The organism is Rhodopseudomonas telluris (assembly GCF_042432815.1).
GTDB lineage: Bacteria > Pseudomonadota > Alphaproteobacteria > Rhizobiales > Xanthobacteraceae > Rhodopseudomonas > Rhodopseudomonas telluris.
On sequence record NZ_JBHLWM010000005.1, the window covers coordinates 368,097 to 381,721 of the forward strand.

At 65.9% G+C, this 13,625-nt stretch carries 13 protein-coding genes; 3 read left to right on the top strand and 10 right to left on the bottom strand.

The annotated features are described in order from the left end of the window. The first annotated feature begins 3 nt into the window (after positions 1–3). Positions 4–681 carry a TetR/AcrR family transcriptional regulator gene (locus ACFFJ6_RS13200; protein ID WP_378388380.1) on the top strand — a complete coding sequence of 226 codons (678 nt, stop codon included), beginning with the start codon at positions 4–6 and terminating at the stop codon, positions 679–681. 312 nt (positions 682–993) lie between these two features. Here the strand turns inward: ACFFJ6_RS13200 and ACFFJ6_RS13205 are convergent, their stop codons facing one another. The 8 genes from ACFFJ6_RS13205 to ACFFJ6_RS13240 form a co-directional block, all read right to left on the bottom strand. Next, positions 994–1,482 (bottom strand): phasin, encoded by a 489-nt coding sequence (locus ACFFJ6_RS13205; RefSeq protein WP_378388382.1) that lies wholly within the window; start codon positions 1,480–1,482, stop codon positions 994–996. A 213-nt stretch (positions 1,483–1,695) separates the two neighbouring features. Further along, positions 1,696–2,028 (bottom strand): poly(R)-hydroxyalkanoic acid synthase subunit PhaE, encoded by a 333-nt coding sequence (locus tag ACFFJ6_RS13210; RefSeq protein WP_378388384.1) that lies wholly within the window; start codon positions 2,026–2,028, stop codon positions 1,696–1,698. 46 nt (positions 2,029–2,074) lie between these two features. Continuing rightward, positions 2,075–2,863 (bottom strand): lipase family alpha/beta hydrolase, encoded by a 789-nt coding sequence (locus tag ACFFJ6_RS13215; protein ID WP_378388386.1) that lies wholly within the window; start codon positions 2,861–2,863, stop codon positions 2,075–2,077. A gap of 19 nt (positions 2,864–2,882) precedes the next feature. Beyond that, entirely contained in the window at positions 2,883–3,137 is a 255-nt protein-coding gene (locus ACFFJ6_RS13220) for a DUF6489 family protein (RefSeq protein WP_378388388.1), read from the bottom strand. Between the two features lie 161 nt (positions 3,138–3,298). Beyond that, positions 3,299–4,549, bottom strand: a complete 1,251-nt coding sequence (locus ACFFJ6_RS13225; RefSeq protein WP_378388390.1) for an FAD-dependent oxidoreductase — start codon at positions 4,547–4,549, stop codon at positions 3,299–3,301. Positions 4,550–4,829: 280 nt separating this feature from the next. After that, a complete protein-coding gene (locus tag ACFFJ6_RS13230; RefSeq protein WP_378388392.1) occupies positions 4,830–7,934 on the bottom strand; it encodes a MexW/MexI family multidrug efflux RND transporter permease subunit in 3,105 nt (1,034 codons plus the stop codon). Positions 7,935–8,075: 141 nt separating this feature from the next. Continuing rightward, positions 8,076–9,269, bottom strand: coding sequence for an efflux RND transporter periplasmic adaptor subunit (locus ACFFJ6_RS13235; RefSeq protein WP_378388394.1), 1,194 nt, complete (start codon positions 9,267–9,269; stop codon positions 8,076–8,078). Then, positions 9,266–9,973 (bottom strand): TetR/AcrR family transcriptional regulator, encoded by a 708-nt coding sequence (locus ACFFJ6_RS13240; protein ID WP_378388396.1) that lies wholly within the window; start codon positions 9,971–9,973, stop codon positions 9,266–9,268. The genes ACFFJ6_RS13235 and ACFFJ6_RS13240 overlap by 4 nt, the downstream gene beginning before the upstream one ends. 205 nt (positions 9,974–10,178) lie before the next feature. Here ACFFJ6_RS13240 and ACFFJ6_RS13245 point away from each other — a divergent pair, with 205 nt between their 5' ends. Then, a complete protein-coding gene (locus tag ACFFJ6_RS13245) occupies positions 10,179–11,402 on the top strand; it encodes a cytochrome P450 (protein WP_378388398.1) in 1,224 nt (407 codons plus the stop codon). A 9-nt stretch (positions 11,403–11,411) separates the two neighbouring features. Here the strand turns inward: ACFFJ6_RS13245 and ACFFJ6_RS13250 are convergent, their stop codons facing one another. Next, positions 11,412–12,251 carry a VOC family protein gene (locus ACFFJ6_RS13250; protein WP_378389676.1) on the bottom strand — a complete coding sequence of 280 codons (840 nt, stop codon included), beginning with the start codon at positions 12,249–12,251 and terminating at the stop codon, positions 11,412–11,414. After that, positions 12,248–12,499, bottom strand: a complete 252-nt coding sequence (locus ACFFJ6_RS13255) for a hypothetical protein (protein ID WP_378388400.1) — start codon at positions 12,497–12,499, stop codon at positions 12,248–12,250. The genes ACFFJ6_RS13250 and ACFFJ6_RS13255 overlap by 4 nt, the downstream gene beginning before the upstream one ends. A gap of 184 nt (positions 12,500–12,683) precedes the next feature. Between ACFFJ6_RS13255 and ACFFJ6_RS13260 the strand changes: the two genes are divergently transcribed. After that, positions 12,684–13,577, top strand: coding sequence for a sugar kinase (locus ACFFJ6_RS13260; RefSeq protein ID WP_378388402.1), 894 nt, complete (start codon positions 12,684–12,686; stop codon positions 13,575–13,577). Positions 13,578–13,625 lie beyond the last annotated feature (48 nt).

Genomic DNA, 13,625 nt, shown 5'->3' on the forward strand with positions numbered 1-13,625 from the left:
GCCATGGCTCGCACGCGAGCGACCGACTACGATCAGAAACGCCTCGGCATCCTGGGGCGTTCCGCGAAACTGTTCGCCGAGCACGGCTACACCGGCACCTCGATCACCATGATCGCGGACGCTTGCGGCGTCTCCAAGGCGCTGATGTATCACTACTACCGCTCCAAGGACGCGGTGCTGTTCGATCTGCTGGCCGATCATCTGCAGCATCTGGTCAGCGTCGTGGAGGAAGCAACGCAGCAGGCCGAGCCCGGCGAGCGGCTGTTCGCGATTTCGGCGGCGCTGCTCGAAGCCTATCGCGGCGCCGACGCCGAGCATCAGGTGCAGATCTCCAGCCTGAAACTCTTGCCGGCGGAACAGCAGGACGAACTCAAGGCGCTGGAGCGCCGGCTGGTGGTGCTGATGTCGGACGCGATCGCCGCCGCGATCCCGGCGGCCGCGGCCAAGCCACAGCTCTTGAAGCCGCTGACGATGTCGCTGTTCGGCATGCTGAACTGGCACTATCTGTGGTTCCGCGAAGGCAAGGGCCTGTCGCGCGACGCCTATGCGCAGATGGCGACGACGCTGATGATCGCCGGCGCCGAACAGGCGATCGCGGTGGTGGATGGCGCGGCTGACAAGCCGGCGCGAGCAGCGCGGAAAAAGAGCGACGCGCAGGTGGCCTTGGCGCGGCGGGCGTGAGCTCGATCAGCTGCTACGCGACGAGAACAACCGAGACGTAGCAAATACAAACTCAGCGTTCGTCATTCCGGGGCGCGAGCGCAGCTCGCGAGCCCGGAATCCATACGCCGCAGCAGCCGCTGTTCGGCAAAGCTGGAGAGACCTTAGCGCGATCACGAAGCGCAGGGGTTATGGATTCCGGGTTCGCGCTTCGCGCGCCCCGGAATGACGGGGAGTGTTTGCGCTAGGAGCGATGGCTGACCCAGACCAACGCCTCAAAAAAATAGGCCCGCGTGAGCGGGCCTGAGGACTCGGGAGGTTCAGACGGTCGGCTCAGGCCGACTTGCTGAAGGTCTTGGTCAAATTGTCCTGCGCGGACTTCGCGGTGTCGGCGGCCAGCCGGCTGAAATATTCGGTGGCCGACTTGGCGCGCGACACCAGCACTTCGCCATGCGAGCGAACCAGATCCGACTGGATCTGCACCGCTTCGTTGATCGACTTCGCCGAAGCGAGCTTGTCGATGCCGGAGAAAAACGCCTGGGTGTCGTGATGGATCGCCTGCTGGATGTTGCGGGTGATCCGCGCCGCTTCGGTGACCGAATTGGCAACCGCTTCCTCGAGCGAAGCGGTGAGCTTCTCGGAGCCGGCGTGCAGATCGGCAGCCTTTTCCTTGGCGGTGCCGGCAGCACGCTTGACGAAGTCGCGGGTCGCTTCCGGAACTTCCAGGTTCTGGAAATTCTTGAACGCGTCGGTCACGGGCGCGAACGCCTGCTTGACCTGATCGAACGCGGCTTCGTGGCTGTCGGTATGGGTGTCAGTCATCGGGTGTCTCCATCCTCGTGTGAGCTATGGTCCTGCCCCGTCCGGATGCGGCCCGGGACAGGCTCAATATGACACAGGTTATGTTGCATTGCAATATAATTGGTGCAACGCAACAATGACAGGCCTCCTAAGCCTTTGATTTGATGAGACAAGACTTTCGTTGAAGACGCTCACCGGTCGGGAAGTAGCTTCGCCTCGGAGGCTGCAGCCCGATCACTTCGCCCGAGGCGGCTTGGTGGCGGACGCCCCAGCCGCTCCCTGCTCGACGGCGGCCACCAGCCGGTCCAGCTTGGCCTCGATCGCGGCCAACCGGGCCTCGAAGTCGTCCATCTGGGCGCGGGTCGGCAGATTGAGGCCGGCGAGATAGTGCTCGACCATCGTGCCGAATTGCTTCTGCGCCTCGGCGGTGGCACCGCTCACCTGCCCGACCGCCTTGGCGATCTCGGGCGTCGCCATCGCCTGGTTGGCCAGCGTGGTGAAGCCCTTGCTCATTTCGCCGAGCATCGCCTGCCACGCCGATGCCGGGTCATTGTCCTTGTCGGCCATCGTGTCCTCCTGAATTTGATCCCGTCGATCCGCCGCAACTGCTCGCTTAGCGCTCGGGCGGCGCATAGGCCAGCGCGAACGGGCCACGACGGTCGAACGGGCTGAAGCGGCCTTCCGGCTGGGCCAGCCGGTCGGCGATGGCCCATAGCACGGCGGCGTTGACCGTCAGGCCGATATGGCTGGCCAGCAGCACTTCGATATTCTCGGCGGTCGGCGATGGCCGCACGAGCGAGGTGCGCCAGTTCACGATGCCGTCGGTGCGCGAATAGATCGAGCTCGCCGGCACCGGCATATCGCCCGCCAGCGCCTGCAGATCTTCCAGCCGGGCACCGCCGAGCTGCTCGCCGGACAGCTTCTCGTAGACGCGGCGCGCGTTGGTGGCGGTGATGTCGCCGGTGAACGGGCTGCCGAGCGTCACGATGCCGCGGATCGTTTCCGGCGCATGCAGCGCCAGATCGCGCGCATAGATGCCGCCGAGGCTCCAGCCGACCAGGCTGACCTTGCGGCCGGTCGCGGCGTGCACGGCGGCAAGCCGCCGGCGCACCCGTTCGCGCATCCGGTAGACGCCGCCGAGATTGCGGCCGAGCTCCCAGGCGAACGCCTGATAGCCGAGGTAGCGCAGGTAACGCCGCAGCGGCGCGGTCGAGAAGTCGCTCGCCAGCAGGCCCGGCAGCACCAGCACCGGATGGCCGTCGCCTTTCGCCGCCTGCATCAACAGCGGCGACAGCAGCACGCTCGCGTTGAACTCGACGATGCTGCGCGCCTCTGCGAGCAACAGCGCGAGGCTCGGCGGGCGCAGACGATCGTGAGCGTTTGCACGGTCGTCGAGCGGCATGCTGCCTCCTGCGAACTCCTTACTTCTTCTCCTTCGGCAGCGTGCTGCCGAGTCCGGCCATCGTCACGAACATTTCCTGGAAGCGTTCGGCGATCTTCGGATCGAAGGTGAACCAGCTCTGCATCAGCGCTTCGGGCGACACCTTCTCGATGTTCGACATCATCTGCTGCTGCAGCTTGTCCATCACCGCGTTCTGCATCGGCTGCACGTTCGGCAGGCCGAAGAAGGCCCGTGCTTCATCGGGGGTGCAATCGATCTCGACGTTGACTTTCATGGCCGCTCCAGACTTGCAGTGCGCGTGTCGGCGATGCGAACCATTCTCCGCACCGCGCGCTAAGGACGTCCCAGCGACGCCCCGCGGAGCATCCTGAACGCGACCAGTATCGCCGCGACAGGCGGTGCGATGCAAGCAATCCGAAGCGTGGCCCGTGGGCCTCAACCGAAACGCTCGAGCGCGAACGGCTTGGGATCGGCGAACGGCTCTGCGCCCGTCATCATGTCGGCGAGCAGCCGTCCCGTCACCGGGCCGAGCGTGAGGCCGTGATGCTGATGGCCGAAGTCGAACCACAGCCCCTCGTGGCGCGGCGCCTTGCCGATCACCGGCAGCATGTCGGGCAGACAGGGCCGCGCGCCCATCCAGGGCTGCGGCTCGATCGCGTCGCCGAGCGGAAACAGATCGCGCGCCAGCGCCCGGGCGCGCGTCACCTGCACCGGAGTCGGCGGCGCATCGCGGCGCGCGAACTCGGCGCCGGTAGTGAGGCGGATGCCGCGGTTCATCGGCGCCAGCAAGTAACCGCGATCGGCATCGAGGAGGGGATGCTGCAGCACCGCGTTGCCGTGCGGGGTGAAGTGCTGGTGATAGCCGCGCTTGACGCCCAGCGGGATGCGATAGCCCAGCGGCTTGTAGACCAGATCGGACCACGGCCCGAGCGTCACCACCACGTCGCGCGCCGACACGACACCGTCGTCGGTGGTGATGCGCCAGCCGCCGCCTTGCTGATGCAGCGTGCGCGCATCGCCGCGCAGGAAGCGGCCGCCCTTGCGCGCGAACAGCGCCGCATAGGCTTTCACCAGCGCGCCGGGATCGGGAATGAAACCGGGCTCGAGCCAGTGGATCGCGCCGGCGAAGCGGCCCATCAGATTCGGCTCGCGCGCGGCGATCGCCGCATCGTCCAGCACATCGGCCGTGACGCCGAAACGTTTGACGCCCTCGAGTTCGGCGACGCTCTTGCCCAACGATTGCTCGGAGCGAAACAACTTGATCCAGCCGGTCTTGCGCAGCAGCTCCGGCACACCGGCCTCGGCGATCAGCGCTTCGTGCTCGGCGAGGCTCTGCCGGATCAGCGGCAATGCGGCCTTGGCGATGCGCGCGGCCGATTCCGGCGACGACGCCATGAAGTAGCGCACCAGCCACGGCCCGAATTCCGGCAGGCCGGACAGATGATAGTGCACGTCGGCCGAGCGGTTGAGTGCGTAGCGCAGCAGATGGCCGAGATCGCGCGGGAAGAGATAGGGCTGCACCGAAGCGACTTCGATCAGCCCGGCATTGCCGTAGCTGGTTTCGTCGCCCGCCGCCGCATTGCGATCGACCAGCACGACGTCGCGGCCACGCTGCTGCAAGTGCAACGCCGCGCTGACGCCGACAATGCCGGCGCCCAGCACCAGAACATCAGTCTCGTGTTTCATGCTGCACCAGCTAAGCAGATCGCCGCGATTTCGCAAACAGCGGACCTCGGCAGAACCGGCAGATTTGCATACGTGCGACGATCGACCCCGGCTCGTCGCGCGGCATGTCGCCATAAGGTTGCAACGCGCGTGGACGTACAGCGATCGCTGTCCATCGTCGAGGTCGCCTTCCGCACCATCGATAAGCACGAAGCGCACAAGCCGATAAGACTGAAACGTGGATGGCCGGGACGAGCCCGGCCATGACGTGATTTTGCGGATCGACGTGGAGCCGAATCGTTCAGGTCGGCTTCAGCGACGGCGAGGCCTGCTCCAGTTCGTAGTCTTCGATCTGCTTGGCGCGATCGGACTCCAGCGCGGCGCGGTGATCGGTGCCGATCGCCACATAGACCGCCGGCAGCACGAACAGCGTGAACAGCGTGCCGATCATCATGCCGGACACGACCACCAGGCCGATCGAGAACCGGCTGGCGGCGCCGGCGCCCGACGCGGTGAGCAGCGGCAGCAGGCCGGTGACCATCGCGGCCGTGGTCATCAGGATCGGCCGCAGCCGCACCCGCGCCGCCTGCTCGATCGCGGTGCGCTTGTCGAGCGCCTCCTTGATCTGCAGTTCGCGCGCGAACTCGACCATCAGGATGCCGTGCTTCGAGATCAGGCCGACCAGCGTCAGCAGACCGACCTGGGTGTAGATGTTGATCGTCGCGACGCCGAAGAACAGCGGGATCAGCGCGCCCGAGATCGCCATCGGCACCGAGATCATGATCACCAGCGGGTCGCGCAGACTTTCGAACTGCGCGGCCAGCACCAGGAAGATGATGATCAGCGCGAAGCCGAAGGTGATGGCGAGCTGATTGCCCTCCTGAACGTATTGCCGCGCGTCGGCCAGATAGTCGTGGCCGAACCCGGTCGGCAGATTCTTGGCCTGCTTCTCGAGGAAGTCCACGGCTTGGCCGACGGTGACGCCCGGCATCGGCACCGCCTGGAAAGTGGCGGAGTTGAGCTGGTTGTAGTGCGACAGCGCGTTCGGATCGGTCGCGGTCTCGATCGACACCAGGGTCGACAGCGGGATCTGCTTCCCCGACGCACTCGCCACGTAGTAGCCGTCGAGCGACTGCGGCGACAGCCGGTCGATGCGCGGCACCTGCGGGATGACCTGATACGACCGGCCTTCGAGATTAAAGCGGTTGACGTAGTTGCCGCCAAGCAGCGTCGCCAGCGTCGAGCCGAGCCGCTGCATGTTGACGCCGAGGTCGCTCGCCTTGGTCCGATCGATTGTCACCCGCACCACCGGCTGGTTGAAGTCGAGGTCGCTGTCCGAGACGATGAACAGGCCGCTCTTGCGCGCCGCGTCCTTGAGCTTGACCATCTCCTCATAGACGGCGCGGAAGCCGGCGGTGGAGTTGATCACCATCTGGACCGGCAGACCGCCGGGCCCGCCCGGCAGTGGCGGCAGGTTGAAGGCGAAGGCGTTGACGCCCTCGATCTTGCTCAGTTCGGCCTGCACCAGCGGCTTCAGCTTCATGGCGCTGCGCGTACGCTCGTCCCAGGGCTTGAGCAGCATGCCGGCGATGCCGTTGTTCGGACCATTGGTGCCGTTGAGGATGAAGCGCAGATCGGTCTCGGGGAACTGCGCATAGGCCTTGTCGAGCTTCTCGCCATAGAAGTTCGAGTAGTCGATGTTGGCGTATTTCGGCCCCTTGGTCACCGCGAACACGATGCCCTGATCTTCCTCCGGCGCCAGCTCCTTCGCGGTGTTCATGTACATGAAGCCGACGAGGCCGAGGATCACGACGGCGAACAGTGCGGTGATCGGCCGATAGTCGAGCGAACGGTCGAGCTGACGGCCGTACCAGCGGGTGACGGCGCCGAACACGGAGTCGACCTTGCGGGCGAACCAGCCCTGGCTCTCCTGATGCTTGAGCAGCACCGAGCACATCATCGGCGACAGCGTCAGCGCGATGACGCCCGAGACGATCACCGACCCGGCGAGCGTGAAGGCGAATTCCCGGAACAGCGCGCCGGTGAGACCGCCGAGGAAGCCGATCGGCGCGTACACCGCCGCCAGCGTGATGGTCATCGAGATCACCGGCCCGACGATCTCTCGGGCGCCGATCAACGAGGCCTGGACGGGACTCTTCCCTTCCTCCAGATGTCGATGGATGTTCTCCACCACCACGATGGCGTCGTCGACCACCAGACCGATCGCCAGCACCATCGCCAGCAGCGTCAGCAGGTTGATGGAGAAGCCGAGCGCCAGCATCGCCGTACAGACGCCGATCAGCGACAGCGGGATCGTCACCACCGGAATGATCACGGAGCGCAGCGAGGCGAGGAACAGGAAGATCACCACGATGACGATGCCGACCGCCTCGATCAGCGTCTTCTCCACCTCGTCGATCGACGAGCGGATGAACTTGGTCGAGTCGTAGGCGACCTTCATGGTCATCGACGGCGGCAGGTTGCGCTCGATCTCCGGGAACAGCGCGCGGACGCCGGTGACGATGTTGAGCGGGTTGCCCTGCGGCGTCGCCTGGACGCCGATGAAGATCGCGCGTTCGCCCGAGAACGCCACGCTGCTGTCGGTGCTCTGCGCGGCAAGTTCGACCGTGGCGACGTCCTCCATCCGCACGAAGCCGCCGCCCTGCGCCTTGACGATCATTCGCTTGAACTGATCGACGTTCTGCAGGTCGGTGTTGGTGGTGATGTTGGAGACCGTCAGATAGCCCTTGGTCTGACCCGCGGCCGCCTGGAAGTTGTTGGCGGCGATAGCCGCGGAGATGTCGGAGGCCGCCACGCCGCGGCCCGCCATTCGCACCGGATCGAGCCAGATCCGCATCGCGAAGGTCTGGCCGCCGAGGATGTCGGCGGACGCCACGCCATCGACCGTCGACAGCACCGGCTGCACCACGCGCGTCAGGTAGTCGGAGATCGCCGATCCCGACAGCTCGTTGCTGGCGAAGCCGATATACATCACCGCCGTGGTCTGGCCGGTGGATTTCACGATCACCGGGTCGTTGGCTTCCTTCGGGATCAGGTACTTGACCGAATTGACCTTGGCGAGCACCTCGGTGAGCGCCTGGTTGGGGTCGAAGTTCAGCTTGACGTAGACCGTGATCAGGCTCTGGCCCTGGGTCGAGGACGAGGTGATGTAGTCCACGCCCTCGGCCGAGGCCACCGCCTGCTCCAGCGGCGTCGTGATGAAGCCCTGCATCAGGTCCGGAGACGCGCCCGGATAGGTCGTGGTGATGGTCACCACGGTGTTGGACAGTTTCGGATACTGCCGGATCGGCAGCGTCATCGCCGCGCGGAAGCCGATCAGCAGGATCAGCATGCTGACCACGAGCGACAGCACCGGCCGCTTGATGAAGATATCGGTGATGACCATCCGGACGCTCCGTGGCGCACAGCTCGCGCGCGATGCGCAGCGACAGTGCGGTTGATCAGTTGATCCCGGACGGCGACGATCGCCGGCCGGACCTTTTCAAGGTGAGCGGGGCGCCAGAAGAGCGCCGCCTGCCCTTTCGGATCAGTAGCGCGGCGGCGTCGCCGGCGTCGGCGGCAGCGGATCCTTCGAGATCGCCACCGCGGCGCCCGACTGCAGCTTGAGCTGGCCGACCGCCACGACGCGGTCACCCGGCTTCACGCCGCTGAGAATGACCGCACGACCGCCGACCCGTTCGCCGGTGCGCACGAAGGTCCGCACCGCGGAGAGATTGGTCTTGCCGTCTTCGGCCTTGTCTTCCTTGATGAGGAACACGGAGTCGCCATACAGCGTGTAGTCGACCGCAGTCTCCGGCACGGTGATCACCGCGGGCTTGTCCGGCAGCACCACCGTGGTGGTGGCGAACATGCCCGGCCGCAGCACGTGGTCCGGATTGTCGAGCGTGGCCTGCACCTTGATGTTGCGGGTGTCGGCGGAGATCTGCGGCTCGATCGTGGTGATCTTGCCCTCGAACTGGCGGGTCGGATAGGCGTCCACCTTGAGCCGCACGGTCTGGCCGACCTTCAGCGTGCCGGAATCCTTCTCGGTCACGGTGAAATTGGCGAAGATCCGCGACAGGTTGGTCAGCGAGACGATCTGGGTGCCAGCGGTGAGGTATTGGCCGACTTCGACCTGGCGGACGCCGAGCACGCCGTCGAACGGCGCGCGCACCAGCTTCTGCGAAATGATCGCTTCGGTCTTGGCGATGCCGGCATTGGCCTGGTCGAACGACGCCTGGGCCTGGTCGACGGTGGCCTGCGGGCCGAACTGGCGGGCGGCAAGCTGCTTGGCGCGATCGAGCGACAGCTCGGCGACCTTGGCCTGGGCCTTGTAGTTGGCGAGATCGCCCTGATCCGGCGCGTCGTAGAGCTGGACCAGCGGCGCGCCCTTGTCCACCTGCGAACCGGCCTCGAACATGATCGAGGTGATACGGCCCGAGACGTCCGAGGTGACGTTGACCTGATGCACGGCGGCGAGGTCGCCGACGGCGGTCAGCAGATTGGGCACGACCTCGGACTTCGCCTCGGCGACCGACACCGTGATCGGCGGCGGTTTGTTGTTGGCGAAGAACTGCGCGATCATGTGGTTGCGGAAGGCGTTGAAGCCGACGATCCCGCCGACCAGCAGCGCCAGAAGCACCCCGACGATGATGAACCAGCGGATGGTGCGCGCCGGGCGCGGGCGCGGCTTTTCAGGGGCCGACCGCGATGCGGGCGGAGTGTCTGCGGCAACCGTCATCTTGTGCACTCTCTGTCGTTTTCCGCACGCGCCGGACAAGGCGAAAGCTCACGGTCCAGATGCGCGGCAATTACGGCTTCGTTCAGTCCAATACCACGTAAAATGTATTCGCACGTTTGGCGCTCGAAATCCTGCTCGCCGCCAAAGGTCAGGCTGTGGATCGCGGGCAGCCGGCCCAACGCGACCATCAGCATCGTCTGATGGGCGAGCCAGAACAGGTTCATCGGATCGCTCCCGACCCGTACGGCGTCTCCCACGGCCACAGCGCGATCCAGCGACGCGCAGAACTGCGGCCCCATCAGGCTCGCGATCTTTTCGAACACCAGGCGGGCGAACTCGCCATCCTCGAGCTGACTGGTAATCAGCAGCCGCAGCCGCTGAGCCTCCTCCTCGTCCGGCTGATCCGAAACATGCAGGAAGTGTGCGACAAGATTTCGAATCAGCACCACCAGCGTTTCGGTCGACGCCGGCAGACCGAGAAACCCGGCCAGCACCGGATCGGCCTCGCATTCCTGAGCCAGAATCTCCGCATACAGCGCCGATTTGCTCGGAAAATGCTTGAACAGCAACCCTTCCGAGATCGCCGCCGCGGCGGCGACGCTCTTGGTCGTGGTCCCGGCAAAGCCATTTCGGGCAAAGCACCGCTTGGCTGCGCCAAGGATCAATTCCCGGCGCAAATCGCGCGTCATTCGCAGTGAACTCATTGTTGTGAGTAGGCACTCACCGACTGGATTGTCAATCGGCTTCGCTGTGTTCCACCATATCGTGAGCGTGAAAATTGCTCAAAAGCGCACAGTTAGCCATCCACATCCGCGTAGCGAACACCCACCCCCCATCCCGCGATGGGCCGCACGAACCGGTATCCCCTTCGGGACCGAAACCCTCTACAAGGGGGAAAACGAGATGCAGATGGAAACGACCGCAAGCGAGCTGGCGACGGCGTTCGAGATCGAACGGCTGACGCCCGAATTCTATGCCGACCCGTACCCGACCTACCGGGCGCTGCGCGCTCACCAGCCGGTCAAACGGCTGCGCAATGGCGGCTATTTCCTGACCCGCTATGACGATCTGGTCGCGGTCTACAAGAACACCACGTTGTTCTCCTCCGACAAGCAGCGCGAATTCGCCCCGAAATACGGCGCCTCGCTGCTGTTCGAGCACCACACCACCAGCCTAGTGTTCAACGATCCGCCCTCGCACACGCGGGTGCGGCGGCTGATCATAGGGGCGCTGACGCCGCGCGCCATCGCCGGCATGGAGCCGGACCTGATCGCGTTGGTCGATCGGCTGCTGGACGCGATGGCCGCAAAAAACGAGGTCGACCTGATCGAGGACTTCGCCGCCGCGATCCCGATCGAGGTGATCGGCAACCTGCTCGGCGTGCCGCACGGCGAGCGCGGGCCGCTGCGGGATTGGTCGCTGGCGATTCTCGGCGCGCTGGAGCCGGTGATCGGCCCCGAGGTCTTCGCACGCGGCAACGACGCGGTGCGCGACTTCCTGGCCTATCTCGAAACCCTGATCGCCCGCCGCCGCGCCGCACCGGGCGACCCGGAGAAAGACGTGCTGACACGGCTGATCCAGGGCGACGGCAGCGGCGAACAGCTGTCGTCGAAGGAGCTGCTGCACAATTGCATCTTCCTGCTCAACGCCGGCCACGAGACCACCACCAACCTGATCGGCAACGGACTGGTGGCCCTCGCGGCCCATCCCGCCGAGAAGCAGCGGCTGATTGCCGATCCCGGGCTGACCCGGACCGCGGTCGAGGAGATCCTGCGCTACGAAAGCTCGAACCAGCTCGGCAACCGCATCACCACCGCCGAGACCGAGATCGGCGGCATAACCATGCCGGCCAACACGTCGCTGACACTGTGCATCGGCGCCGCCAACCGCGACCCGGCGCAATTTCCCGATCCAGATCGCTTCGACGTCGGCCGGACGCCGAACCGGCACCTCGCCTTCGCCACCGGGCCGCATCAATGCGCCGGCATGGCGCTGGCGCGGCTGGAGGGTGCGATCGCGCTGCGCCGCTTCCTGGCCCGCTTCCCGAACTACGCGATCAGCGGCGCGCCGGCGCGCGGCGGGCGAGCACGGTTTCGCGGCTTTCTGCGGGTGCCCTGCCGGCTCTCGGCCTGAGCGGCCGGATCAATCCCGTGGCAGCTGCACCAGCAGCGTCGGAATATGGCAGGTGCCGCTGCGCACGGTGACGACGCGCGTGCCGGGCGTGCGGCCGGCGCGCGGCTCGGTCACGGTGAGCCCGGCCTCGACCAGGCGGGCGCGGGTGGCTTCGACATCGTCAACCCGCCAGCCGATTCCCCACAGCTTGTCGTGCTCGGCGTCAGAGCCCGCGACGGGGCGGTGCACGACCTCGAGATTGAGATCGCCGCAGCGAAAGAACATCAGGCGGCCCCACTCGTGATGGGCGCGGTCGAGAACCATGTCGAGCCCGAGCCTGGCGCCGTACAGCGCGGCCGCGCGGTCCGGATCGGTGGTCGAGATCACCAGATGGTCCATCGCCAGGATCGGGGCCGGCCCGATCGCCTCGGAGCGCGGGCGTTCGGCACCGAGCTCCAGAAAGAACATCCGCACGCCCCGAGTCAGCGCCGTGGCCGCGCGCGTCCGCTTCCAGCCCAGCGTCGCACCGGTCTGGGCGTCGCGCCGCTCGACCTCGGCGACAGGATCGGGCTGCAGCGCCAGACGTTCCAGCCGCCGCTGCGTCCGATCGATGTCCGAAACCCGGAAGCACAGGCTGGCGAGACCTTCGCCCTGCAGCTTGATCACCGTGCGGATCCGATCGGCATTGCCGCCGCTGCCGGCCGGCGCCATCAGCTCGAGCGACATGTTGTCGAGGGTGAACAGCACGGTCTCCGTGCCGTCGTCGGCGTTGCGCCACGCCGGCGCGCGGCCCAGCAGCGTCTGATACGCAGCCACAGCCGCGGGCAGGTCGCTGACCAGAACCACCAGATGATCGATCGCCGTGATCACGCGGCCTCGCACCGCTCCATCACCGGCTTCGCGCTGTTCGCTGCCCATGGCAACATCCTCGCCTGTCTGTCGGTCGAACGTGCCCGGCGAATCGCACCGGTCGCAATCGCCGCCTTTTTCTGCGCGACTCGCTGCACCGGGTCGCCGCCCGCGGCGCGACCATCGGATATTCGCGTCGCATTGCCCACCTCGTCCGATACCCGGTCGCGACGCAGCCGAATCTTGTCGGGCCGGTCGTCGGCTCCCAAAGCGCGTTTCCTCACTGCGACATTCCGCCGGGAACCAGGGCGGACGCCGCTTCGTTGGCCCGGGATTTTCGGCCCAAGGCGTCTCGCTTCCGTTCCGCCGCAGCGGAAAATTTTAGCCGATGCACTGCAACAAGCAGATGCTATGGTTTGAAGGTCGGGTCAGGCCTCGCAGTACGGGATACTCATGGACGCACTCTTTATCGGACAGACCTATATCGACGTCACGTTCATCACCGACCATCTCCCCACCGGCGACGAGAAACACGTGGCCTCCGACTACGCGGTTTCGTTCGGCGGCAATGCGGTGACGGCGGCGTTCTGCTGCGCAAAGCTCGGCGTCGTTCCGGACCTGATCGCCACCGTGGCCAACGACTGGCTCGGCCGGATGTTTCAGGACATGACGGCGAAGTACGGAATTTCCGTGCACCCGCGCAAGGTCGCGACGTCGTCGCTGTCGTTCATCATGCCGAAGGACGGCAAGCGCGCCATCGTGCGCTGCCGCGACGACGAACACATCCATCCGTTTCCGGTGCTCAATCTCGGCAATTGCCGCGCGCTGCATGTCGATGGCCACCAGCCCGACGCTGCGATCCACTACGCCAAACTCTGCCGCGAGGCCGGCATCCTGACCTCGCTCGACGGCGGCGGCCTGCGTACCAACACCCACGAGCTGCTGGAATTCATCGACGTCGCGATCGTCGCCGAGCGGCTGTGCGAGCAGATGGACATGACGCCGGAGAAGATGCTCGATTACTTGAAGTCGCGCGGCTGCCGCGTCGGCGGCGTGACCCAGGGCGAGCGCGGCCTGCTGTGGTACGACGAGGACGGCACCGTCCGCACCCAGCCGGCCTTCCCGATCCCGCGCGGGCGCGTCATCGACACCAACGGCGCCGGCGACGTATTTCACGGCGCCTATGTGTTCTCGTATCTGCACAGCCCGGACAAAGGCTGGCAGCACCATTTCGAATTCGCCCGCGCCGCCTCGACCTACAAGATCCAGCGCCTCGGCAACGAAGCCGGTCTGCCGACGGTGGCGGATATCGAAGCGGTGCAGCGGGAGTTTGCGGCGCTGGCGTGAGGCAGGCTGCGCTACTGATTTAAGCCACCCCACTCCGTCATGCCCGGG

Excerpts from the sequence above, each read along its gene's own strand:
- ACFFJ6_RS13220 (WP_378388388.1), bottom strand. The coding sequence starts at position 3,137 with ATGAAAGTCAACGTCGAGATCGATTGCACCCCCGATGAAGCACGGGCC.
- ACFFJ6_RS13215 (WP_378388386.1), bottom strand. The coding sequence starts at position 2,863 with ATGCCGCTCGACGACCGTGCAAACGCTCACGATCGTCTGCGCCCGCCG.
- ACFFJ6_RS13210 (WP_378388384.1), bottom strand. The coding sequence starts at position 2,028 with ATGGCCGACAAGGACAATGACCCGGCATCGGCGTGGCAGGCGATGCTC.
- ACFFJ6_RS13235 (WP_378388394.1), bottom strand. The coding sequence starts at position 9,269 with ATGACGGTTGCCGCAGACACTCCGCCCGCATCGCGGTCGGCCCCTGAA.
- ACFFJ6_RS13260 (WP_378388402.1), top strand. The coding sequence starts at position 12,684 with ATGGACGCACTCTTTATCGGACAGACCTATATCGACGTCACGTTCATC.
- ACFFJ6_RS13230 (WP_378388392.1), bottom strand. The coding sequence starts at position 7,934 with ATGGTCATCACCGATATCTTCATCAAGCGGCCGGTGCTGTCGCTCGTG.
- ACFFJ6_RS13225 (WP_378388390.1), bottom strand. The coding sequence starts at position 4,549 with ATGAAACACGAGACTGATGTTCTGGTGCTGGGCGCCGGCATTGTCGGC.
- ACFFJ6_RS13240 (WP_378388396.1), bottom strand. The coding sequence starts at position 9,973 with ATGAGTTCACTGCGAATGACGCGCGATTTGCGCCGGGAATTGATCCTT.
- ACFFJ6_RS13205 (WP_378388382.1), bottom strand. The coding sequence starts at position 1,482 with ATGACTGACACCCATACCGACAGCCACGAAGCCGCGTTCGATCAGGTC.
- ACFFJ6_RS13245 (WP_378388398.1), top strand. The coding sequence starts at position 10,179 with ATGGAAACGACCGCAAGCGAGCTGGCGACGGCGTTCGAGATCGAACGG.
- ACFFJ6_RS13200 (WP_378388380.1), top strand. The coding sequence starts at position 4 with ATGGCTCGCACGCGAGCGACCGACTACGATCAGAAACGCCTCGGCATC.